Raw genomic sequence first — 20198 nt, 5'->3', positions numbered from 1 at the left:
AATCTAAGCACCCCTCCCTTCCAGGGAGGGCCCATCCGCCACAGGCGGATGGGGAGGGTCTCGCTTCCGGAATGTGGCTGGCGCGGATTTGCAATCCGAAAATCAGCATTGTCTGTGGCCACCCCTCCTCAGCTGAGGAGGGGAATGATAAACGAGACACATACATATACTCCGCTGGCGCGGATTTGTAATCCGTGCCATGTTCCACAATAACTTCGCGGAAGCAAGCACCACCCCGGCCTATGGCCACCCCAACACAGAGAGGAGGGTAGATTTTGTAAAAAAAAACTATTTTGGAAACCGTTGGCGCGGATTTCTACTGCTCAATAAAATCCCAATACTCCAGGAAAAAGCGCTCCAATGAATCCATTTTTTTATAGAGCCATAACTGAACCTTTGGCCAGTCTTTTTTATTGTGGATATCAACGCCGGGTAGAGTGACATAGATGCGGGAAATTATTTTCCCATCGTCCAGCTGATAATATTTGTCAAAAACTACTTCAGGTAAAAATTCATCTTTAAGAATAACCTTCAGGCTTTCGAATTTCTCAAAATAGTAAAGTCTCATGATCTCATCATTAGCATCGAGATCTATAGAAACTTCAGCAGTATCTCGGGTAAAGGTAAATTTTAATGAGAGGTCTTTAATTCTGGTGTTGTATAAAAGCCACTTTCGGACGTAATTTTTTCCGAAGCTGGTCCAGAATTCCTGGCGAATCTTTTTACTTTCAGCACGACTGTACATATTCTAGAGAAAATAAGCCAATAAAATTCCGGAAATGACCACAGCCAGTTTTGTAGCATTAAAACTATGGTTTTTTGAGGCTTCAAAGAGTATGGTTGTAGAAACGTGAAGAAAAATCCCTATGACCATTGCATTGATGTAAGCCGAATATTCTTCAGAAATCATAAAATTCGCATGCATCCAGCTGCCCAGTGGCGTCATTAATCCGAAGACCGCGAGAAAAAGAAAGGCTTTGTATTTTGCTATTTTTGAATGGAATAAAAAAGCAGCCAGTATTGCTGCGACTGGAATCTTATGGATCACTACCCCATGAAGTAAATCGCTGCTTTGATTCAATGGAAAACCTTCAAGAAGGGCATGAAGTGATAGACTCAGGAGTAAGAGGTAAGGAAATTTCACGGAATTCCCGCTGTGGTGCATGTGCCCATGTTCTACACCTTTAGAGAGAAATTCCAGGAAAATCTGTAAGAGGAGTCCGGCCATGATGAACAATCCAACTTTATCAAATCCGGAGCTGTAGACTTCGGGTAACATTTCGAATACTGTTACCGAAAGGAGAAAAGCACCGCTAAAAGAAAGTAATAACTGAAAGCCAGTGGAGGAGGACGGTTTTAAAAATAGGGATATTAAATACCCTATTACCACCGCTATTAATGGCAGTATATACAGCATTATTTAAAGACAAGTATTAGTCGGTCAGATTTAATTTTATCGTATGGCTGTAGATTGTAGTTCCCAAAAGTGTGCACCAGTTCAATTCCGGCTTTTTCAAAGTAGTAAAGGAAATTTTCCAAAGTAAAAGCTTTCACCTTTTCTGAATAAGCATATTCTTCTCCCTCGTCTTCAAATTCTATATCTTTAACGATATATCCGTTTTCAACCTTTCGGGTAATATTAAAAGTAATTCCCTGCACTGTTTTTACTTCAGAAGGCACGAGGTTATCGATTACTTTAACCACGTTCATAAAATCAATGACTCCCCAGCCACCTTCTTTGAGCTCCTTTTTTATAGATAAAATACTCTCCCGGTTTTCTTTTTCATCTTCAAAATAGCCAAGGCTGGTGAAAAGATTAAAAACAGCATCATATTGTTCGTCCATTGGCTTGCACATGCAGTGGGTATGAAAGTGCAAATTTTCATTTTCAAACTGTTTGGCGTACGCAATGCTGTTAACAGAGAGATCTACACCAGTAACATCAAACCCTAGCTTGTTGAGATAAACAGAATGTCTTCCTTTACCGCAGGCCAGGTCAAGTATACTTGCCCCTTGAGGAAGTTTTAAAAAGGTAATGAGGTTCTGCATGAACTGCTGTGCTTCTTCATCACCCCGATTCTTATATAAAATATGGTAGTATGGAGTGTCAAACCACGAAGAAAACCATCTATTTGCTGCTAATTCCATATCCTGCAAAATTAGTGTATTTTTGTCTCTCACAGAAAATAACAAATGGGAAATAATTATCAAATGGTTGCCAAAACACTTTTTGGTTTTGAACCATTACTTGCCAAAGAATTGAGAAACCTGGGAGCTATAGATGTATGGGAAGGAGTACGATCTGTTTCATTCTATGGGGACAAAGGTTTCATGTATAAAGCCAATCTTTCCCTGCGCACCGCTATAAAAGTGCTGAAACCAATTGCGACCTTCAGGGTTTTTTCTGAAGATGATCTTTACAGCGAAGTAAATAAAATTGCGTGGGAAAAGTATTTAGATGCTAATCAAACTCTTGCTATTGATGCTACTGTACATTCCGAAAAATTCACTCATTCTAAATATGTAGCTCTTAAATCAAAAGATGCTATTGTTGATAGATTCAGGGACAGGACCGGAGAACGCCCCGGGATTGACCTTGATTACCCTTCCTTGCGCATTAATATTCACATAGAGAAAGAGCATTGTACAGTTTCACTCGATAGTTCGGGACAATCGTTGCACAAACGTGGCTATAAATCGTCTACCAATATTGCACCAATAAATGAAGTTTTAGCAGCGGGAATGCTTTTACATTCAGGCTGGGATGGGCAGTGTGACTTTATTGACCCCATGTGTGGTAGTGGTACTATTCTTATAGAAGCTGCCATGATCGCCTGTAATATTCCTCCCAATTTGAATAGAAAGGAGTTTGGCTTTGAAAAGTGGAAAGATTGGGATGAAGATCTTTTTGAAAAAATTCAGGAGTCGGTACTAAAGAAAATGCGGGATTTCCATTTCACCATCAAAGGCTACGACAAGGCACCATCTGCAGTTCATAAAGCCAAAGATAATGTTGACAATGCTAATCTTGCTGAATTTATTTCGGTAGAACACGAAGATTTTTTCAAGACTGAAAAACAAACAGAAAGACATTTGCATATGGTGTTCAATCCGCCTTATGGAGAACGTCTTAGTATAGATATGCCTGTATTCTACAAATCTATTGGCGACACGCTTAAGCAGAGTTATCCCGGCACCCATGCCTGGTTTATTACTTCTAATCTTGAAGCTATTAAACATGTAGGTTTAAGACCTTCCCGAAAAATTAAATTATTTAATGGAGCCCTGGAATCAAAGCTGCTTAAATACGAGATTTACGAAGGTTCCAAAAAAGCTAAAAAACAGGAGAATTAGACTACTGCCTGTAAAGAGGTATTAAATAAGAAATAGAGTAGCCGTAACCTACGCCAAGGCTACTCCCGTCATAGGTCCTGTTAAAGCCGGGGATATAGAGATTGTCAAAATTCCCGGGTTTAGTTTCATTGATTTTTTTCTTGAGCTCTACATGCACTCCAAGATACAGGTTGTTCAAAACTTCTACTTTTGTACCTAATTTTACTTCCAGCCATCCTGCAGTAAGATTGTTGAATTCACGGCCTTCAGCTCTAATATCCGGTTCAAAATAAGGGTTCCGGTCATATATGGAATATTCCTCCAGTTCGGTAGAAAATGAGGCGAAACCGTAACGCAATCCGATGTAAATTAGGTTTTGCATCCCGGTCCAGTTATGATAGAAATTGTAATCTCCCCCAAGTTTAACGTAGCTTCCTTTTGCAGAAGCCGTCACATTTGGCTGCGAGATCACGTTCTGTTCATTTCCAATTTCTGCCGCCAGGTATATGTTTTCATACAACCGGTAATCGGCTTTGACCTCCAGGCCCTGATAATCCTCTTCAATAAGCATCTTTATAGGCTTTGACAGGTCGATCCCGACGCGCAGCCCATATTTTTCACGTACATCAACAGTGTCTATTGCCGCTTCCTGTGCAAAGACTGCTGAAGAATGAAACCAAAAACTAGTGAGTAAAATAAATATGAGCCTCTGTTTCATTTTCAACGCTTTCTTGTATAATAGTTTCTGAAAGTATCCAGTTATTCTCATCTTCATGAATTGCAACATCAAGGCTGTTGTAATTTACTTTATAACCACAGGCGCGATTGAGATATTCAAGGTCTGGAGAATAAGTAAAAGTTACTGTATCTGCATTTTCTTCCTCGCTGCCAGAATTTATAGTGAAAATATATTCTGTGAAGTTTTCATCAGTTCTAAGTGGCAGGCTAACAGTATTTACAGTGGTTGGCCCCATCAAAATTTCTTCCTTACCACTGGCGCGAACCGTCAGGTTTGATACTGCCTTTAAACGCGTGGGGTCAAGCGGATCATAAAATTCAATTACCAGTAGCGAAGTGGTCTCAGTTCCTTCGGGACAAATGTCGTCTCGCTGGCACCCAAGGGTGAGGAAAATAAAACCTGCTAAAAAAAGCCATTTTTGGAACCTGTTCATTGTCTTCGTTCTAAACAAACAACATTTTCTACGTGAAACGTTTGTGGAAACATGTCAACCGCCTGTGTTCTTGTTACCTTGTAGTGCTCGTCGAGCAGCGCAAGATCTCTTGCCTGGGTTGCCGAATTACAACTAACATACACAATTCTTTGTGGCAAGATACCAATTATTTGCGCAACCACATCCTTGTGCATTCCATCTCGTGGAGGATCGGTAATGAGAACATCGGGTTCTCCATGAGTTTTCACAAATTCACTGGTAAACACCTTTTTCATGTCTCCAACGTAAAATTCGGTATTTGTGATGTTGTTGTTTCTGGCATTTTGTTTGGCGTCTTCAATAGCTTCGGGTACTGCTTCTACGCCTATAACCTTTTTAGCTTTGGCAGCCACAAATTGGGCAATTGTTCCGGTACCGGTGTACAGGTCGTAAACCACTTCATCTCCGGTTAGACCTGCAAAGTCGCGCGTAATTTTATACAGTTCGTAAGCCTGTGCCGAGTTGGTTTGATAAAAAGATTTTGCATTGATCTTAAACTTCAGGCCTTCCATTTCTTCAAAAATGTGGTCCTGGCCTTTGTAACAAACTACTTCCTGATCATAAATGGTGTCATTACCTTTTGAATTGATCACATACTGAAGGCTTGTTATCTCCGGAAATTCTTCAGCAACAAAATTCAGAAGTAATTCCCGTTGCGCTTTATTGTCTTCAAAGAACTGAAGCAGCACCATGATCTCTCCCGTAGAAGAAGTTCTTATCATCAACGTGCGCAGCATTCCTTTTTGATCTCTTGTATTGAAAAAAAGAATATTATTTTTAATGGCAAATTGTTTTATGCCATTCCTGATTCCATTGCTGGGTGCCTGCTGAAGGTGGCACTCCTTAATATCCAGGATCTTGTCCCACATTCCCGGAATGTGAAAACCAAGTGCATTTCGGTCTTGAATATCTTTGCCGCTCTGAATTTCTTCCTGTGTTAACCAGCGGCTGTCACTAAAAGAGAACTCCATCTTATTGCGGTAAAAATAAATTTCCTTACTTCCCAGAATAGGAGTGACTTCGGGCAATTCAATTTTGCCAAGGCGGGTAAGATTATTCGTTACTTCTTTTTGCTTATAAAACAACTGGTGTTCATAGCCCATGAACTGCCACTTGCAGCCCCCGCAAACGCTAAAATGTATGCAGGGTGGCTCTACCCGTTTATCTGAAAATTCATGTATTTTGGTAGCTGTACCCTCGTAAAAAGCGCGTTTCTTTTTAGTAGTCTGCACATCTACCACGTCACCGGGCACTGCATTTCCAATAAATATCACTTTGCCATCGGGGGCTTTGGCTATACTTTTCCCTTTTGCCCCGGCATCAATGACTTCGAGGTTTTTAAATTCTTTGTTTTTGTTCTTTCTCGCCATGTGGCAAAAATAGGATAAATGCCAAGAATTATTGGGCGCAGGCCTTAAAAAATCAGGAAACATTTAGTAATTTGCGACTTCTGAATTCAGGATGATTTCTCTCCTCAAAATACCGTATTTGCTGGTATTTCCGGAAAGTAGGAATTGCTTATTTAGTAATTGAAAACAAAAATGAAAATGAAGATTTCAGAAAAAATTTCTTCCCAGGAGGCTATTCAACTTGAAGATAGATATGGGGCTCATAATTATCACCCGCTTCCGGTTGTGCTTGAAAAAGGAGAAGGTGTTCACGTTTGGGATGTTGAAGGTAAGAAATATTACGATTTCCTTTCGGCTTATTCCGCAGTAAACCAGGGGCATTGTCACCCAAGAATTGTGGGGGCCATGACAGAACAGGCTCAAAAACTAACCCTTACCTCAAGGGCCTTCCATAATGACATTTTAGGAAGGTATGAGAAGTATGCAACAGAATATTTTGGTTTTGACAAGCTGTTGCCCATGAATACCGGTGCCGAGGCGGTTGAGACTGCAATAAAAATTGCACGAAAATGGGCCTATGAGAAAAAAGGAGTAGAGGAGACTGAAGCTCAAATCATTGTTTGTGAGAATAACTTCCACGGAAGAACTACCACGATCATTTCTTTTTCTAATGATGAGGGTGCCCGAAAGAATTTTGGCCCCTACACTCCGGGATTTGTTAAAATACCATACAACGATACTGAAGCTCTTGAAGAAGCTTTAAAAAATAACAGTAACATTGCCGGATTCCTTGTAGAACCAATTCAGGGAGAAGCCGGGGTATACGTACCTTCTGAAGGTTACCTGGCTCGGTCTAAAGAATTGTGCGAGCAGCATAATGTGCTTTTTATTGCTGATGAAGTGCAAACGGGAATTGCACGTACCGGAAAACTTTTGGCAGTAGAGCATGAGAACGTTAAGCCTGATGTATTGATCCTCGGAAAAGCCATTTCTGGCGGGGTATATCCAGTTTCGGCAGTACTGGCCAATGACGAGGTTATGAACGTTATTAAACCGGGACAACACGGTTCCACTTTTGGCGGAAATCCCGTAGCCTGTGCCGTAGCAATGGCTGCCCTTGATGTGATTAAAAATGAAAATCTTGCTGAAAATGCTGAAAAACTCGGGAACCTTTTCCGAAGAAAGCTCGATGACTACATACGAAAATCTAACATTGTAAACCTGGTGAGAGGTAAAGGTCTGCTAAATGCCATTGTGATCAATGATTCTGAAGACAGCTCTACAGCCTGGGATATTTGTATGAAACTGAAGGAAAACGGACTTCTGGCTAAACCAACTCACGGCAATATCATACGATTTGCACCACCGTTGGTGATGAACGAAGAACAACTTATGGATTGTGTAGGTATTATAACTAAAACACTTCAGGAATTCGAAAAGTAATTTAGGAAGTGAATAAAAAAGGAGGGCGAAAAATAACATTTTTCGCCCTCCTTTTTTTCAAAGTTCAAAGTTCCAGGTTCAGGTTTCTGAACACTGAGCACCGAATATTAATCACTTAAAACTACTGGTTTTGGTAAACTTCCATAGATTCCATGACCATTTCCTGCATCCCATCCCATCCGTAGATAGCCACAAGTACAATATTTAGAAGCAGGTACAGTCCCGAAAGTATAACTCCTATAATAGCAAGAATTCTTCCTGTTTTTACATTGTTATAGCCTTCGTAAATATCTGGTTGGGCCATGTAGGTTTGTTTAGCAGTCTTTGCCAATACCAGGGCGACAATCCCAAAGATAAGGCCGAGGATCCCATAGCAGCAGCAAGTTACGATAGAAAGGATTCCGAAAACTAAAATTAATGTTGAATTTGGTAAAGTTTGTTTTTCCATAATTATTATTGGTTAGTTGATCAAAAAACTCATTTTATAAATATAAGCACCTATTATCACGGCGGCACTCACTACAATAAGGGCAGCCTTAATATACCAGTCACCTTTAAACTTGTAGAATAAGTTGGTGACAAGAAAAAGTAACAGGATGAGGATAGGGTAAATTGCGGGAAACATCTTAAAAGCTGCACTAAATTCTCCCTGAAGTACCAGTACCAGTGCCCGCTGTGCACCGCAACCCAGGCAATCTATGCCAAACAATTGTTTGTTTAAACAAGGGAGCATGAATTCTTCCATATAGGTCAATGGTTGTAAACTGATATTTTTTTGACTGTTTTGTGATTATTCATATCAATCACCTTTACAATATAAACGCCGTTTCCCCACGGCCGGGTTGAAATTTCTACAGACCTTCGGTTGTCAAAGTTACTGCGGTACCACATTTTTTTCCCCTGCAGGTCAAAAATTTCTACAGCCTTTACCGGGAAAAGATCGTTGCTTATTATTTGCAGTGCTCCCAGGCGGTTATTTTGATGGATGTTGAATTTTAAATGCGCCTCTTCCTCAAAAATCACCTGTGGCAGGTCTTCTTTAGCTACTTTTTCAGCAAAAGCAAGCTTGTAACGCCCGTGATAAATTCCCGGCTGCAGCTCTAAAGTTAAGGGTTCCTTTTTAATAGAAAAATATTCATCTGTAAGAGTATCTAGAATAAAAAGTTCATGAATTGCGGCATTTTCAATAATTCCCTGTGAAAATGTCATTTTTTGATACCCGGTTTCAACCTTTATAAACAGCGGGATTTCTTCAGAAATATCAAAAGGGCGTACATCAATTATATAGCTTTCTTCACCCTGGAGCCAGCCCACATCGGTAGGCGCAAGTTCAAAAGCCCGGGCATCCATACCTGCGTCTATTTTTGGTGTTGCAGCGGGCCAAAAGGCCAGGCTCAGGCTTCTTTCGTAAAGGTCGTTCACTGTAACCTTAAGTTGTACCCTGGCAAGGCTGTTCTTTTCAGAAGTGTGTTGGTGATCTTTCTTAACTGCTTCGGGTGCCGGGGTATTTGTTCCCGATGCATTTTTTGATGGCGTTCTGTGAGAATTTTTAAAAGTAATGTTGCCTGCCTGTGCACCCTTTACCATAAAGCCCTGGCCTACAGGCAGGAATTTCTTTTGAGAAGGTTTGCCTGTGCTGCCGTCTTCAATATTTTTGACCGTTTTGAAAACCGGAGGTTCATAAATTCCATCAGTACAGGGATCTATCGGACTAAAAACTCCGTAGCCGCCCATATAATCTTCGAGATTATGTGAGGAACCATTCTCTTTAGAATCCCAAAAGTAGGCGACACCGGTAGTAATATTTTGGCGTTGGATGCTTCCGTAGCAATTTGTGCTCAAAGTGCCGCTGCCAGAATTTTCGAGCAGGAAAAGACTCAGGTTGAAAGTTGATGGGTATGGATTACCTACCAGCACAAAAGCATCTGGCGTTACCGGGATATCTAAAGTGCCGGAGACCGGTTTTCCACGAAAGTCGTACCGCTGTGAATTTCCCGGGTTATTTGCTCTTCCGTTAACAACCACCAAATCTTTTCCCTCTGTGCCCTTCATGGTAAAACCATAACCGGGCGGGATCACCGTGTTGCCGCCAACAAATTTCCAGCTGGAGTACCCGTTGCCCTGGTAGGTGTAGATCCAGCGGGTAGAGATAGCGAGCGGGTTTGCGGTGCCGTTTGGGGCAGTGGTGAGTTGGGGTTGCCGGCTTACAATGGTTGAAACGGGAACCTGTAAAAGTGAGATGCCAAAAAGGCCATTTTCAGGAGATATTATGGGAGAACTCCAGTAATTATAGTCGTAAGCATTGGTGGTTCCTTCAGCAAAAACTGAGATGCTCCCGGTTCCGGAATTTTCTTTGTGTTGTTGCTCTCCCTGTAGCAATTCGGCATTATCTCGCAGGTATAGTGAAGCTTCATTTACTGCGGAAGGGTTTTTCACCAACCTGATATCATTTTCAATAAACAGGAAAGATTTTTCTACATAAACGTAAGTTCTGTTTTGTCCATTGCCGGAAGGAGCGATGTTCAACTGGCCGAAAATTGGGTGAAAAGCAAATAAAAATGCCGTAACCAGTAGAAATCTTCTCATTTTCCCGAAATTTGTAGCTTTGACGATTCAAGTTACTACTCTTTTTTGATTTTAATCAACTGGCAAACAAATAATTATGAAAAAGCCTTCTTCTCAATTTATCAATTCCGCGGTCATAATAATAGGTGGCGTGCTTCTCATTTTTGAAATTTCGGGAGAAGAGAGAAATGTATATGTGATGATTATTGGGCTGGTGATGTTGATGTTTGGGCTATACAGAGCTACCAATTATTGGGTTGAGACTAAAGACGACCATAAAAAAGATGAAGAAGGTGAAAATAATAATTCTCTTTAGTGATGCTGAAACCGGGAGATAAAGTAGCTGTACTTGACGAAGATTTGGAAGGTAGGGTTCTTTCAATTATGGGCTCTGAGGTTGATATAGAAACTTCTGAAGGTTTTCTCTTATCCTTTAATGTCCGGGATTTAGTTAAAGTTGAAGATGTATTACCCGATATACTTCCTCCTGAAGTTGAAAATTTTTCCGAAGTAATTAAAGAAAAGGAATCTTCAAAAAAGCGTAGATATTCAAGAGTGAAACCAAAAGAGCGAAATCAGCCGCCCATGGAGGTTGACCTGCACATTGGCAAACTCGTGCCTAAGACCGGCGGACTCTCAAATTATGAAATCCTCAACATTCAAATGGATACTGCCCGGCGGCAACTCGAATTTGCCATAAGTAAACGCATCCAAAAAATTGTATTTATTCATGGAGTAGGAGAGGGCGTATTAAGAGCTGAACTCGAAACCCTCTTTCACAGGTATGATAACATCAAATTTTATGATGCCGATTATCAAAAGTATGGGCTGGGAGCTACCGAAGTTTATATTTTTCAGAATTACTGATCTTCTCCTTCCTCTCCGCTGTTCTCATCTTCACCGTTTGTAGGCTGAATTGTGATATTTTGGGAAGGTGAGGTGATAACGCCCAATTCATAGTTCTCAAGGCGAATTTGTTCCCCGTCTCCTCCCTGATTAACCAGTGTCAGGTTATTAACAGTAAGGAGGTATCTGTAGCTTCTTGAAATAATATTTTCTCTGGAGTCTTCAACTTCAAAAGAATCTATAATCTCAGGGTTCAAATAGTAAGGCAATCCATCCTCATCCTGGTCATCGGCGGGATTCAAATTTAGGTTCCAGTCTTCATTCCTGGTTGGTACTTCGTCATTATCATCATCGGCATCGAGATAGTTCGGGATCCCATCATTATCGGAATCTGGATATGTGTTCACAGCATTTTCGGCTTCTACCTGTCTTTCAATACGGGTAAGGATGTTATCTCCATCATCATCAATATCGAGGTAGTTGGGAATTCCGTCTTCGTCGGTATCTAAATTAGCATCCATTCCTTCACTGGCTGAAGGTATGCCATCTCCATCATGATCTGTTGAATTTGCAATAGTAGAAGTAATAATCACTTCACCTCCCGTGGTACTTTTAAATTCCCGTACTACTTTTGGGGATACGGGCGGAATTTCATTACAAAAGTAGTTGCCACGTACTTCGCCGTCAAAAACCCTGTATACAACTTCACTCGTAGTTCCGTTCAAAGGGAGGCTAAGTCGTCCTTCTTTAGCCAGAAAAACCTGTTCTTTTTCAACACTAAGGTTAAAACGAAAAGCAATAGCTTCATTTACACCAGAGTTGTTGATTTTGTAGAGCACATGAGATTCAGTATCTCCACACCAGCTAATTTGTGGATCTTCAAAATTAAAATCGGTCACAATAATTTCCCCGTCATTGCATGCGGTAAGCAGCGCGGCTGTAAAAAATAAACTAAACACTTTTTTCATAAGACGGGTTTTCGGCAAAATTAAAAGTAATATATAATTTAACCGAGACAAGCTTAAATTATTTTAAATCTGTTATTTTTGTGGACCATGAAAAAAGTCTACTTTGATAATGCCGCAACTACGCAGATTCGCGAAGAAGTGGTAGAACGAATGGCCCAGGTAATGCGTGATGTATATGGAAATCCTTCCTCAACTCACACCTTTGGCCGCAGTGCAAAAACTCTAATAGAACAGGCTCGCAAAACAGTGGCAAAGATCCTTAATGTTGCGGCCTCAGAAATTATTTTCACCTCGGGCGGTACAGAAGCCGATAATCTTATTCTAAACTCGGCCGTAAGGGATCTAGGCGTGAAGCGCATTATTACTTCAAAAATTGAACACCATGCCGTGCTTCATACCATTGATAAACTTCACGATGTTTTTGGGACCGAAATTATTTATGTGAATCTCGATGACTGCGGAAGGGTTAACCTAAATCATTTGGAGGAAGTCCTGAAGTCTTCGAACGAGAAGACCCTGGTGAGCCTGATGCATGTAAACAACGAAGTAGGTAATTTACTTGACATTGCAAAAGTTGGGGAGTTGTGTAGTGTACACAAAGCTTTGTTTCATTCAGATACCGTACAGTCCATTGGGCATTACGAACTTGACCTTTCTCAGGTGAAAGTTGACTTTACCGCTGTAAGTGCCCATAAATTCCACGGACCCAAAGGTGTTGGTTTTGCTTATATCCGAAAAAACAGTGGTTTGCAGCCACTTATTTTTGGAGGCGAGCAGGAGCGGGGATTTCGAGCCGGGACCGAAGCAGTCCACAATATTGTAGGGCTGGAGGAAGCACTTAAGTTAGCTTACCAAAATTTAGACGAAGAGAGGGAATATATCACCTCTCTAAAAAGGCATTTTACAGACCTCTTAAAAAAGGAAATTCCCGGAGTAAAATTTAACGGCGACTGCGGTGATTTTGTGAATAGTACTTATACGCTTATTAACGTATGCCTGCCCATGTCTCAGGAAAAAGCGCTAATGCTTTTGTTCCAGCTGGACCTTCACGGAATTGCGTGCTCAAAAGGTAGTGCCTGCCAAAGTGGAAGCGATAAGGGAAGTCACGTGCTGAATGCTTTTCTGCCTGCCGAAGATCTGAAAAAGCCTTCTTTGCGTTTTTCTTTTTCCAGGTACAATACTAAAGAAGATATAGAATACGTGGTAAATGTGCTGAAGGAGTTTATGGAAAAATAGGAAGAGAATATTTATTCGACTTTCAATTTTAGGGTTTCACATAGTGCCGACAATTCGGAAATTATCGACACTTGCCTAATTTTTGTGACTTTTCGCTTCAGAAATAACTTTTATAACACATGTTTTTAGCAGGATTAAATTCGCGCTGATATTAGTTGCGCTAAAATTTCCTGCTGAAAGTTGTGCTACGTCTGGGTGATAATTAATTTGCACCTGATTCTTCCATTCAGCTTTATCATCATTTTGGATTGAAAAAAGTTCTTTTTCAGAATTTTAAAGGAACTCTAAAAAATGACATTTTTGAAACCAACAGGTGTAACCGTTAGCTCAATATTTCTGCTAAAGGCCGCCAATGCAGGAAAAATTAAAAAAGCACTTCAGCTGAAAACCTATTTTCTAAAGAAGGTACTTTCAAAAATAGTGGTATTTCCTACGTTATCAATTACTTCCAGCTTCAGGTGATTTTCGGTGTCAGTGACTACTCCGTCAGCAAAATCGTGAGTAAGTAAATTCTTCTTGTACTCATATTCCATCAGAATAAATTTACCGTTAACTGTAGCCTTATAACTATTGATGCCCGAAAGATCATCGGAGATCTTAATTTTCAGGTCCTTATTGCCCGAGATCCACTGTCCGTCCCTAAAGTTAACAGGTGTTACGGTAGGCGCTTTTACATCTCTGCCTAAAGTGTAGTTGCCAAAAGTGCGGGTTTTAGTGGTAAATCTTTCCCCGTCTTTGGTGGTGCCTGAATATTGAGGATTTCCCCATTTGTTGAGCCTGGCAATAAACATTTGCTCCCTGTCTTCAGGGGTGTATTTGCTAACATCAAAACCTATGGTGATGTTGGAATGAATGGGAATTACGTCTTCGTGTAGACTTACCTTTTCACCTTCAAAGCTAACATCAAGGTAAGCATCCTGATAGAGACTGTTTTCCGGAATATAAACGTCTATACCATTGCTTTCAAACTGAGCTCCTGTACTTGCAGGGACAAAAAAATCGGTAATCTTGGAAGGGTCTTCTTTAATGTCATTGCGGTGTTTTCCTTCTATGGGCACGTGAACTATACGCTCATTGCCTGCAAAATCACTTATTTTGATCGTATAGTTATACGAAAGGCTGTCCTGCACATTGAGATAGCCTTCATTTTTCATGTCACTGTAAATGCTTAATGGGTTGGAAGGTTCTACGAAAAGCTTCTGGATCCTACTATTGTTCTGGGTATAATATCCATAATCTATCAACTGGTTGAGGTGGCGGGTTTCTGCAAATGAGAATTTCTCAAAATTGACCTGCAGGAGTTTTTCGCCATTAGCACTGCTTTCAATTTTGTAAACCCCGTTTTGATTTGGGGCTGCATTAAGTTGATCTACTGCCGTAATACCAAAACCTATCTCCCCGCAGGCGTCAATTTTTTCAGCTCTAAAAGAACCATCTTGCTGCGGAATTAGCCTTAGTTTTTGTCTTGAGGCCGAACCATTTACATGTGCTTCTTCTCCCGCCGGATATACAAATAATGCCGATACTATTGGCGCGCGGGTATCTTCGAGTTCTATTCCAAACATAAGCGGGTTCATAGGGCGCTGCTCACCATCTCTTATCTCGAAGTGCAGGTGCGGGCCGCCGCTGCCACCGGTATTTCCGCTACTGGCAACAAGTTCTCCTCTTTCTACAGGAATTTCTGAAGCAGTTGGATAAACTTCTACTTCATAGCTTTCATTTTGATATTGCAGCTTCTTAATATAGGCTTCAATCTCTGGAGAAAAATTCTTCAGGTGGCCATATACAGTAGTGTATCCATTGGGATGCTGAATATATAGTGCTTTTCCATAGCCATAATGAGATACATTTATGCGGCTTACATAACCTTCAGCAGAAGAATATACAGGCAGCCCTTCCCGTTGCTGCGTCTTAATATCGAGCCCACTGTGAAAATGATTGGATCGCAATTCTCCAAACGTACCGGCAAGAGCCAGGGGTACCTGAAGCGGATCGTCAAAATAATTTGTGGGAACGTTGGCAACCTGTGCCGACACAACAAAACCGGTTAAGAATAGGAGGGGGGCAAGTATTCTTTTCATGTAAGGGAATTTTTACTTTTTAATAGCGGGATAAAGATACCAAAACCCCGGCATAAAATTAAACCCTTATTTTTGAGGAAGTTAAAATTATTTTAAAGCACAACTCAAAATAGAGATCAAAATATTGGGATATTTCGGCAGGTATATTAACTTTGTGAGGGTAAGCAGCAGGTTTAGCTTTAATGAGTGATTTAACAGAAATAATTGATATTCTTGAAGGTAGGGTTGAGAAGTTGCTTCAGAATTATAAAAAACTGGAGCAGAAACAACAAAGCCTTCAGGAGGAATTAACTTCTTTAAGATCCGAAAAACAAAGATTACAGGAAAGCCTGGAGTCTTCAGAAAACAGGGTAAAAACTCTTAAAGCTGCCAACGCCTTGCTGGGCAGTAATGATTATAAAAAAGAAACCAAGCTTAAAATAAATAGCTTGATCAGGGAAATAGATCAATGTATTGTTCACCTCTCTGAATAGAAGAATAAAAAAATGTCGAATCAGCTTAAAATAAAGATCTCTATTGCAGACAGGGTATATCCCATGACCATTCTTCCTGAGCAGGAAGAGGGGCTTAGAAAGGCTGCAAAAAAGATAGAGTTCATGATTAAGCAATTTGAACAGAGTTATGCCGTTAGGGATAAGCAGGATGTGCTGGCAATGTGTGCCTTACAGTTTGCTGCCCAAACCGAGCAAAAATCAATTGACCGCAGCAGTGAAGTACTTCTGGCTGAAGATAAATTGAAAGCGCTCAATGACCTGCTTGACAAACACTTGGTTTAACTGTTCTTTGAATTAGAAAATAAAGGTTACTGCCTGTATTAGTTAATTTATTTTGATAAACTCAACACCAATTCTTTAAAGAGGGTGAGTTTAAGTTGTAAAAGCAAGCCGCCTTTGAGCGGATCCTTGATCAGCTTGTTAGCCCTAAACTTGATTTAGAGAGTTTATACAAATCAACGACTAGTACAGGCTTTTTTTTTACATAAAAACTAACTAATGAATACACTAACTATAGCGATCATTATTATTTCACTTGTCCTGGGATTAGCAATTGGATTTGGACTGGCAAAGTACCTGGAGAAGAAGAACGCTTCCAGAATTATTCAAAGAGCTAAAAAATCGGCAGCAGGGATTTTAAAAGAAGCTAAACAGGAGGCTGAAGGGATCAAGAAAGACAAGATCCTGCAGGCTAAAGAAAAATTTATCGAATTAAAGTCCGAACACGAAAAGGTTATTCTTTCGCGGGACAAGAAAATTGCTGATGCCGAAAAGAGGGTAAGGGATAAAGAATCTCAAGTTTCGAGCGAACTGGCCAGGAATAAAAACCTGAACAAGGACCTGGAAGAAAAGATTGCCGATTATGATCACCGAAACGATGTTCTGGAGAAAAAGCAGGAAGAAGTAGATAAACTTCATTCCAGCAAAGTGCAGCAACTCGAGGTTATCTCTGGTCTTTCAGCCGAAGATGCCAGAGCTCAACTTGTAGAGTCATTAAAGGATACTGCCAAAGCCGATGCCATGGCCCTTATTCAGGATACCATTGAGGAGGCTAAACTAACTGCACAGCAGGAGGCGAAAAAGATCATTGTAAACACTATACAACGCATTGGTACCGAAGAAGCCATAGACAACTGCGTCTCGGTATTTAACCTTGAAAGTTACGATGTAAAAGGACGAATTATTGGTAGGGAAGGTCGAAACATTCGCGCTATTGAAGCTGCGACAGGAGTGGAGATCATCGTAGACGATACCCCTGAAGCAATCATTCTCTCCTGTTTTGATTCGGTAAGAAGGGAAGTAGCCCGCCTGTCGCTCCACAAACTTGTAACCGACGGAAGGATTCACCCGGCACGTATTGAGGAAGTGGTCAAGAAAACTACCAAACAAATAGAAGAGGAGATCATTGAAGTTGGAAAACGTACAGTAATTGATCTTGGTATCCATGGATTACATCCTGAATTGATCCGGATTGTAGGGCGAATGAAATACCGTTCTTCTTACGGGCAAAACCTGCTGCAACACTCAAGAGAGGTTGCGAAATTATGTGGAGTTATGGCTGCTGAGCTCGGTTTAAATGCAAAAATGGCCAAACGTGCAGGATTACTTCACGATATTGGAAAAGTGCCAGATGCAGAGACTGAAGTGCCTCACGCAATCCTGGGAATGCAATGGGCTGAAAAATACGGAGAGAAACCCGAGGTTTGTAACGCTATTGGAGCGCACCACGATGAAATTGAAATGACGTCTCTATTATCTCCAATTGTACAGGTTTGTGATGCTATAAGCGGAGCGAGGCCGGGAGCGAGAAGACAGGTATTGGATTCTTATATTCAAAGGTTGAAAGACCTTGAAGATATCGCTTTTGGTTTTGGCGGAGTGAAAAAAGCTTATGCTATACAGGCAGGAAGAGAGTTAAGGGTGATCGTGGAAAGCGAAAAGGTGAGCGATGAAAAAGCTTCCAACCTTTCTTTTGAGATCTCTCAAAAGATCCAGACAGACATGACCTATCCGGGGCAGGTAAAAATTACCGTGATACGCGAAACCCGTGCGGTGAATATCGCCAAATAATAGAAAGAAAATCTTATTTCAAAAACTCCCGGTTCTTAAAAGAGTCGGGAGTTTTTTTATTGATAACAGTAATCTTTTTGTAACTTAAGACTACAATCAAAAGCCGTTATGAAAAAGAAAAACATCTTAAAATTCCTTTTTCTGGTAGTTCTGCTTTATCCTCTATTCACACTGTTTAGTGCTGTTGGAAATTTAGGAGATGTTGGGCTGCAGGAGGCTCATGTGTCGGTATTAAATTATCAAATAAGCATCTGGGTGAGCTGGCTTGTGCTGGTTGTGGCTTCGGTGTATTTCAAATGGACCAAACAGAAGAATTTCTTTTTCTTCTTTACTTATGCTTTCGTTTTGGTGGCTTTTGGCTTTCTTGGATATTTGGGTCAAAAATTAGTGACCCAATATGACCTACCCAACAAATTTAGGGACGGTTATTCTTTTGGGGTACTGCATGCATTGCAGCACATTATAAGCTCTGTGGTGCTCACTGGCTTTTTGCAAGCCGCAGTATGGTGGTTTACCCGAAGGTGGCACCGACGTTAGTTATGAGTAAGAGTTATGAGCTATGGGTGTCAAAAATGGCATTTTTTAAAGCTCTTTTGAATGAGTTATTCTTCCGCCATTTCTAATAATATCTTCTCGAATTTTATCAAATCCTTCCGGAAGAAGTGGCACGGCTGCGTCTTCGATCAGCGTTGCTTTAAAACCTGCTTTAAGGGCATCAAGTAAGCTGAAATAAACACAAATATCTGCAGCAAGGCCGCAAAAATAGAGTTCAACAGCTCCTCTTTCCTGTAAATATCCGCCAAGGCCCGTGATCTTCTTGTGACCGTTATCAAAAAAGCCACTGTAGCTGTCTATTTCAGGATCCATTCCTTTTCTAAAAATGGCTTCTATGGGTTTTGTTTCAAGATTGGGATGAAAATTGGCTCCTTTTGTGTCCTGCACACAGTGCACCGGCCAAAGTTTTTGTTCCAGGCCATTAAGGTCAATCACCTCAAACTCGTTTTTGCCGGGATGATTTACGGCAAAGCTTTTATGCTCTTTTGGATGCCAGTCCTGGGTGGCTACTACGAGTTCAAATTGAGGTAAAATTTTATTGATCACCGGGATGATCCTGTCTCCATCTTTAACTTCAAGTGCACCGCCCGGCATAAAATCTATCTGGGCATCTACTATGATGAGTGTTTTCATGATCTCTTATTTTTGTGTTCTTCGATCAGGTAATTTCTTTCATCCTTGAGTTTTCCGCTTATACCTACTTTATAGATATGCGGATTAAAGAACCTTTTGTATTCCGTAGGAAGTTGTTCCAATCTCTTTTTGCTGAATTCCTTAATTTCTTTGATACTAGTCTCCTTATGAACCCTCTTTTGATCTTCCATGACCAGGCTCAAAAGTTCTTCCTTTTCCACATCGCCCACAAACCTGAATTTTAAAGGATCGTAGGGATGGTACATCATTTCAGGATTTCCTTCATCTGCCACACAAACCACGTCGGCACCCAAAAAGTTACCTGAATCATCAAGCAATCTATACACTTGCTTGCGATGTGGCAGCGTTACTTTAGCAATGGTTTCCGAAAGTTTGATCCTGGGCTTGTTCTTAAAAAATGATAGTTTGTAGACACCATCGAGAGCGGCATCGGGCTTTCCTGTAACCAGATTTGTTCCCACTCCAAAAATATCTATAGGCGCTTCCTGATCGAGCAAACTCTTGATAAGATGCTCGTCCAGCTGATTTGAAACTGATATTTTTACGTAATCCAGCCCCGCCTTGTCCAGCATCTCACGTGATTTTCTTGATAAATAGGCAAGGTCGCCGCTATCGAGTCTAATTCCTTTAAGCTTCTCGCCACGGCTTTCCATTTCTTTTCCTACCTGTATGGCATTAGGAATTCCGCTTTTCAAGGTATTGTAAGTATCTACAAGTAAAATTGTATTCTTCGGATGAATTTCAGCAAAATCTCTAAAAGCATCCAGTTCGTTCTCATAACTCTGAATAAAAGAATGCGCCATGGTTCCCGATACCGGAAAGTGAAAATCCCTTCCTGCCCGGGTATTACTCGTGGCTTCAAAGCCGCCTATAATAGCTGCCCTGCTCGCGTGATAGCCGCCAAACCCCTGCGCTCTTCTAAGTCCGAAATCTATCAACGTGCTGCCTTTAGCCTGAATAGCCATTCTTGCTGCTTTTGTAGCAATGAGCGTCTGGAAATTCAGCACATTCAGAAGCAGAGTTTCAATGATCTGGGCTTCAATGATATTTGCCTCTACTCTCACCACGGGAGCACCTGGAAATACCACATCTCCTTCTTTCATGCTGAAGATCTTTCCGCGGAAGCGAAAATCTTTGAGGTAGTCGAGGTATTCTTTAGAGAAGTTTTGAGTGCTGAGAAACTCCAGGTCTTTATCTGAAAACTTAAAATCCTGAAGGTAATCCAGGAGAGTTTCGAGCCCGGCAAATATTGCAAAACCTCCTTCAAAAGGTAATTTTCTGAAAAAATAATCAAAAATGGCAGTTTCTTCTGCTTCTCCTTTGCTGAAGTATACCTGTCCCATTGTGAGCTGGTACTGATCTGTGTAAGTACCGCTTATATCTATCATGCCAG

At 40.9% G+C, this 20198-nt stretch carries 22 protein-coding genes and 1 other RNA gene; 10 read left to right on the top strand and 13 right to left on the bottom strand.

What is annotated here, in order from left to right; genetic code table 11:
- Positions 1–316: 316 nt before the first annotated feature.
- From ACQ93I_RS11870 to ACQ93I_RS11860, 3 genes are read right to left on the bottom strand one after another with little or no spacing between them, the layout of a single operon-like run.
- Positions 317–745, bottom strand: coding sequence for a DUF4268 domain-containing protein (locus ACQ93I_RS11870; RefSeq protein WP_431698724.1), 429 nt, complete (start codon positions 743–745; stop codon positions 317–319).
- 3 nt (positions 746–748) lie between these two features.
- The gene (locus ACQ93I_RS11865) at positions 749–1417 is read right to left on the bottom strand and encodes a ZIP family metal transporter (RefSeq protein ID WP_431698723.1); all 669 of its coding nucleotides are present in this window, start codon (positions 1415–1417) and stop codon (positions 749–751) included.
- Positions 1417–2148, bottom strand: coding sequence for a class I SAM-dependent methyltransferase (locus tag ACQ93I_RS11860; RefSeq protein ID WP_431698722.1), 732 nt, complete (start codon positions 2146–2148; stop codon positions 1417–1419). Before ACQ93I_RS11860 ends, ACQ93I_RS11865 begins: the two co-directional genes overlap by 1 nt.
- 45 nt (positions 2149–2193) lie before the next feature.
- Between ACQ93I_RS11860 and ACQ93I_RS11855 the strand changes: the two genes are divergently transcribed.
- Positions 2194–3354: a THUMP domain-containing class I SAM-dependent RNA methyltransferase gene (locus ACQ93I_RS11855; RefSeq protein WP_431698721.1), complete on the top strand. Its 1161-nt coding sequence runs from the start codon at positions 2194–2196 to the stop codon at positions 3352–3354.
- 1 nt (position 3355) lies between these two features.
- Here the strand turns inward: ACQ93I_RS11855 and ACQ93I_RS11850 are convergent, their stop codons facing one another.
- From ACQ93I_RS11850 to rlmD, 3 genes are read right to left on the bottom strand one after another with little or no spacing between them, the layout of a single operon-like run.
- Positions 3356–4051, bottom strand: a complete 696-nt coding sequence (locus ACQ93I_RS11850; RefSeq protein WP_431698720.1) for a DUF6048 family protein — start codon at positions 4049–4051, stop codon at positions 3356–3358.
- Entirely contained in the window at positions 4017–4505 is a 489-nt protein-coding gene (locus ACQ93I_RS11845; RefSeq protein ID WP_431698719.1) for a DUF6452 family protein, read from the bottom strand. Before ACQ93I_RS11845 ends, ACQ93I_RS11850 begins: the two co-directional genes overlap by 35 nt.
- Entirely contained in the window at positions 4502–5914 is a 1413-nt protein-coding gene (rlmD, locus tag ACQ93I_RS11840) for a 23S rRNA (uracil(1939)-C(5))-methyltransferase RlmD (RefSeq protein WP_431698718.1), read from the bottom strand. The genes ACQ93I_RS11845 and rlmD overlap by 4 nt, the downstream gene beginning before the upstream one ends.
- A gap of 177 nt (positions 5915–6091) precedes the next feature.
- Between rlmD and rocD the strand changes: the two genes are divergently transcribed.
- The gene (gene rocD / locus ACQ93I_RS11835) at positions 6092–7336 is read left to right on the top strand and encodes an ornithine--oxo-acid transaminase (RefSeq protein ID WP_431698717.1); all 1245 of its coding nucleotides are present in this window, start codon (positions 6092–6094) and stop codon (positions 7334–7336) included.
- Positions 7337–7457: 121 nt separating this feature from the next.
- Here the strand turns inward: rocD and ACQ93I_RS11830 are convergent, their stop codons facing one another.
- Genes ACQ93I_RS11830 through ACQ93I_RS11820 form a run of 3 tightly spaced genes read right to left on the bottom strand, consistent with a single transcriptional unit; the run spans position 7458 to position 9922 of the window.
- Complete coding sequence (locus ACQ93I_RS11830) at positions 7458–7784, bottom strand: CCC motif membrane protein (protein WP_266068507.1); 327 nt, start codon at positions 7782–7784, stop codon at positions 7458–7460.
- A 12-nt stretch (positions 7785–7796) separates the two neighbouring features.
- Positions 7797–8069: a DUF2752 domain-containing protein gene (locus ACQ93I_RS11825; protein WP_431698727.1), complete on the bottom strand. Its 273-nt coding sequence runs from the start codon at positions 8067–8069 to the stop codon at positions 7797–7799.
- A 17-nt stretch (positions 8070–8086) separates the two neighbouring features.
- Positions 8087–9922, bottom strand: coding sequence for a T9SS type A sorting domain-containing protein (locus ACQ93I_RS11820; RefSeq protein WP_431698716.1), 1836 nt, complete (start codon positions 9920–9922; stop codon positions 8087–8089).
- Between the two features lie 76 nt (positions 9923–9998).
- Here ACQ93I_RS11820 and ACQ93I_RS11815 point away from each other — a divergent pair, with 76 nt between their 5' ends.
- Together ACQ93I_RS11815 and ACQ93I_RS11810 are read left to right on the top strand one after the other, a co-directional pair.
- Positions 9999–10217, top strand: coding sequence for a hypothetical protein (locus ACQ93I_RS11815; protein WP_266068511.1), 219 nt, complete (start codon positions 9999–10001; stop codon positions 10215–10217).
- A gap of 2 nt (positions 10218–10219) precedes the next feature.
- Positions 10220–10768: a Smr/MutS family protein gene (locus ACQ93I_RS11810; RefSeq protein WP_431698726.1), complete on the top strand. Its 549-nt coding sequence runs from the start codon at positions 10220–10222 to the stop codon at positions 10766–10768.
- On the opposite strand, the gene ACQ93I_RS11805 is transcribed toward ACQ93I_RS11810, so the two are convergent.
- On the bottom strand, positions 10762–11715 hold the full coding sequence (locus tag ACQ93I_RS11805) for a hypothetical protein (RefSeq protein WP_431698715.1): 954 nt from the start codon (positions 11713–11715) through the stop codon (positions 10762–10764). The two genes, ACQ93I_RS11810 and ACQ93I_RS11805, sit on opposite strands and share 7 nt — an antisense overlap.
- Before the next feature lie 87 nt (positions 11716–11802).
- Here ACQ93I_RS11805 and ACQ93I_RS11800 point away from each other — a divergent pair, with 87 nt between their 5' ends.
- Positions 11803–12951: a cysteine desulfurase family protein gene (locus tag ACQ93I_RS11800; protein ID WP_431698714.1), complete on the top strand. Its 1149-nt coding sequence runs from the start codon at positions 11803–11805 to the stop codon at positions 12949–12951.
- A 389-nt stretch (positions 12952–13340) separates the two neighbouring features.
- Here the strand turns inward: ACQ93I_RS11800 and ACQ93I_RS11795 are convergent, their stop codons facing one another.
- Positions 13341–15032, bottom strand: a complete 1692-nt coding sequence (locus ACQ93I_RS11795; protein ID WP_431698713.1) for a M23 family metallopeptidase — start codon at positions 15030–15032, stop codon at positions 13341–13343.
- Positions 15033–15214: 182 nt separating this feature from the next.
- Between ACQ93I_RS11795 and ACQ93I_RS11790 the strand changes: the two genes are divergently transcribed.
- The 5 genes from ACQ93I_RS11790 to ACQ93I_RS11770 all read left to right on the top strand — a co-directional run bounded on the left by ACQ93I_RS11790 (position 15215) and on the right by ACQ93I_RS11770 (position 18133).
- Entirely contained in the window at positions 15215–15505 is a 291-nt protein-coding gene (locus ACQ93I_RS11790; protein ID WP_266068518.1) for a hypothetical protein, read from the top strand.
- A gap of 12 nt (positions 15506–15517) precedes the next feature.
- Complete coding sequence (locus ACQ93I_RS11785) at positions 15518–15808, top strand: cell division protein ZapA (protein ID WP_265163332.1); 291 nt, start codon at positions 15518–15520, stop codon at positions 15806–15808.
- Between the two features lie 59 nt (positions 15809–15867).
- Positions 15868–15974, top strand: a non-coding RNA gene (ssrS, locus tag ACQ93I_RS11780) — 6S RNA.
- Between the two features lie 50 nt (positions 15975–16024).
- Complete coding sequence (gene rny, locus ACQ93I_RS11775; RefSeq protein ID WP_431698712.1) at positions 16025–17596, top strand: ribonuclease Y; 1572 nt, start codon at positions 16025–16027, stop codon at positions 17594–17596.
- Between the two features lie 108 nt (positions 17597–17704).
- Positions 17705–18133, top strand: coding sequence for a hypothetical protein (locus ACQ93I_RS11770; protein ID WP_431698711.1), 429 nt, complete (start codon positions 17705–17707; stop codon positions 18131–18133).
- 45 nt (positions 18134–18178) lie between these two features.
- Here ACQ93I_RS11770 and pncA read toward each other — a convergent pair whose 3' ends face one another.
- Together pncA and ACQ93I_RS11760 are read right to left on the bottom strand one after the other, a co-directional pair.
- Entirely contained in the window at positions 18179–18784 is a 606-nt protein-coding gene (gene pncA, locus ACQ93I_RS11765; RefSeq protein ID WP_431698710.1) for a bifunctional nicotinamidase/pyrazinamidase, read from the bottom strand.
- On the bottom strand, positions 18781–20193 hold the full coding sequence (locus ACQ93I_RS11760) for a nicotinate phosphoribosyltransferase (RefSeq protein ID WP_431698709.1): 1413 nt from the start codon (positions 20191–20193) through the stop codon (positions 18781–18783). The genes pncA and ACQ93I_RS11760 overlap by 4 nt, the downstream gene beginning before the upstream one ends.
- Between the last annotated feature and the right edge of the window lie 5 nt (positions 20194–20198).

The sequence above is a fragment of the Salinimicrobium sp. WS361 genome (assembly GCF_050750585.1).
In the GTDB taxonomy this organism is placed as follows: Bacteria; Bacteroidota; Bacteroidia; order Flavobacteriales; family Flavobacteriaceae; genus Salinimicrobium.
This window is presented reverse-complemented; position numbering and strand designations above follow the sequence as displayed.

Excerpts from the sequence above, each read along its gene's own strand:
- ACQ93I_RS11870 (WP_431698724.1), bottom strand. The coding sequence starts at position 745 with ATGTACAGTCGTGCTGAAAGTAAAAAGATTCGCCAGGAATTCTGGACC.
- ACQ93I_RS11865 (WP_431698723.1), bottom strand. The coding sequence starts at position 1,417 with ATGCTGTATATACTGCCATTAATAGCGGTGGTAATAGGGTATTTAATA.
- ACQ93I_RS11860 (WP_431698722.1), bottom strand. The coding sequence starts at position 2,148 with ATGGAATTAGCAGCAAATAGATGGTTTTCTTCGTGGTTTGACACTCCA.
- ACQ93I_RS11855 (WP_431698721.1), top strand. The coding sequence starts at position 2,194 with ATGGGAAATAATTATCAAATGGTTGCCAAAACACTTTTTGGTTTTGAA.
- ACQ93I_RS11850 (WP_431698720.1), bottom strand. The coding sequence starts at position 4,051 with ATGAAACAGAGGCTCATATTTATTTTACTCACTAGTTTTTGGTTTCAT.
- ACQ93I_RS11845 (WP_431698719.1), bottom strand. The coding sequence starts at position 4,505 with ATGAACAGGTTCCAAAAATGGCTTTTTTTAGCAGGTTTTATTTTCCTC.
- rlmD (WP_431698718.1), bottom strand. The coding sequence starts at position 5,914 with ATGGCGAGAAAGAACAAAAACAAAGAATTTAAAAACCTCGAAGTCATT.
- rocD (WP_431698717.1), top strand. The coding sequence starts at position 6,092 with ATGAAGATTTCAGAAAAAATTTCTTCCCAGGAGGCTATTCAACTTGAA.
- ACQ93I_RS11830 (WP_266068507.1), bottom strand. The coding sequence starts at position 7,784 with ATGGAAAAACAAACTTTACCAAATTCAACATTAATTTTAGTTTTCGGA.
- ACQ93I_RS11825 (WP_431698727.1), bottom strand. The coding sequence starts at position 8,069 with ATGCTCCCTTGTTTAAACAAACAATTGTTTGGCATAGATTGCCTGGGT.
- ACQ93I_RS11820 (WP_431698716.1), bottom strand. The coding sequence starts at position 9,922 with ATGAGAAGATTTCTACTGGTTACGGCATTTTTATTTGCTTTTCACCCA.
- ACQ93I_RS11815 (WP_266068511.1), top strand. The coding sequence starts at position 9,999 with ATGAAAAAGCCTTCTTCTCAATTTATCAATTCCGCGGTCATAATAATA.
- ACQ93I_RS11810 (WP_431698726.1), top strand. The coding sequence starts at position 10,220 with ATGCTGAAACCGGGAGATAAAGTAGCTGTACTTGACGAAGATTTGGAA.
- ACQ93I_RS11805 (WP_431698715.1), bottom strand. The coding sequence starts at position 11,715 with ATGAAAAAAGTGTTTAGTTTATTTTTTACAGCCGCGCTGCTTACCGCA.
- ACQ93I_RS11800 (WP_431698714.1), top strand. The coding sequence starts at position 11,803 with ATGAAAAAAGTCTACTTTGATAATGCCGCAACTACGCAGATTCGCGAA.
- ACQ93I_RS11795 (WP_431698713.1), bottom strand. The coding sequence starts at position 15,032 with ATGAAAAGAATACTTGCCCCCCTCCTATTCTTAACCGGTTTTGTTGTG.
- ACQ93I_RS11790 (WP_266068518.1), top strand. The coding sequence starts at position 15,215 with ATGAGTGATTTAACAGAAATAATTGATATTCTTGAAGGTAGGGTTGAG.
- ACQ93I_RS11785 (WP_265163332.1), top strand. The coding sequence starts at position 15,518 with ATGTCGAATCAGCTTAAAATAAAGATCTCTATTGCAGACAGGGTATAT.
- rny (WP_431698712.1), top strand. The coding sequence starts at position 16,025 with ATGAATACACTAACTATAGCGATCATTATTATTTCACTTGTCCTGGGA.
- ACQ93I_RS11770 (WP_431698711.1), top strand. The coding sequence starts at position 17,705 with ATGAAAAAGAAAAACATCTTAAAATTCCTTTTTCTGGTAGTTCTGCTT.
- pncA (WP_431698710.1), bottom strand. The coding sequence starts at position 18,784 with ATGAAAACACTCATCATAGTAGATGCCCAGATAGATTTTATGCCGGGC.
- ACQ93I_RS11760 (WP_431698709.1), bottom strand. The coding sequence starts at position 20,193 with ATGATAGATATAAGCGGTACTTACACAGATCAGTACCAGCTCACAATG.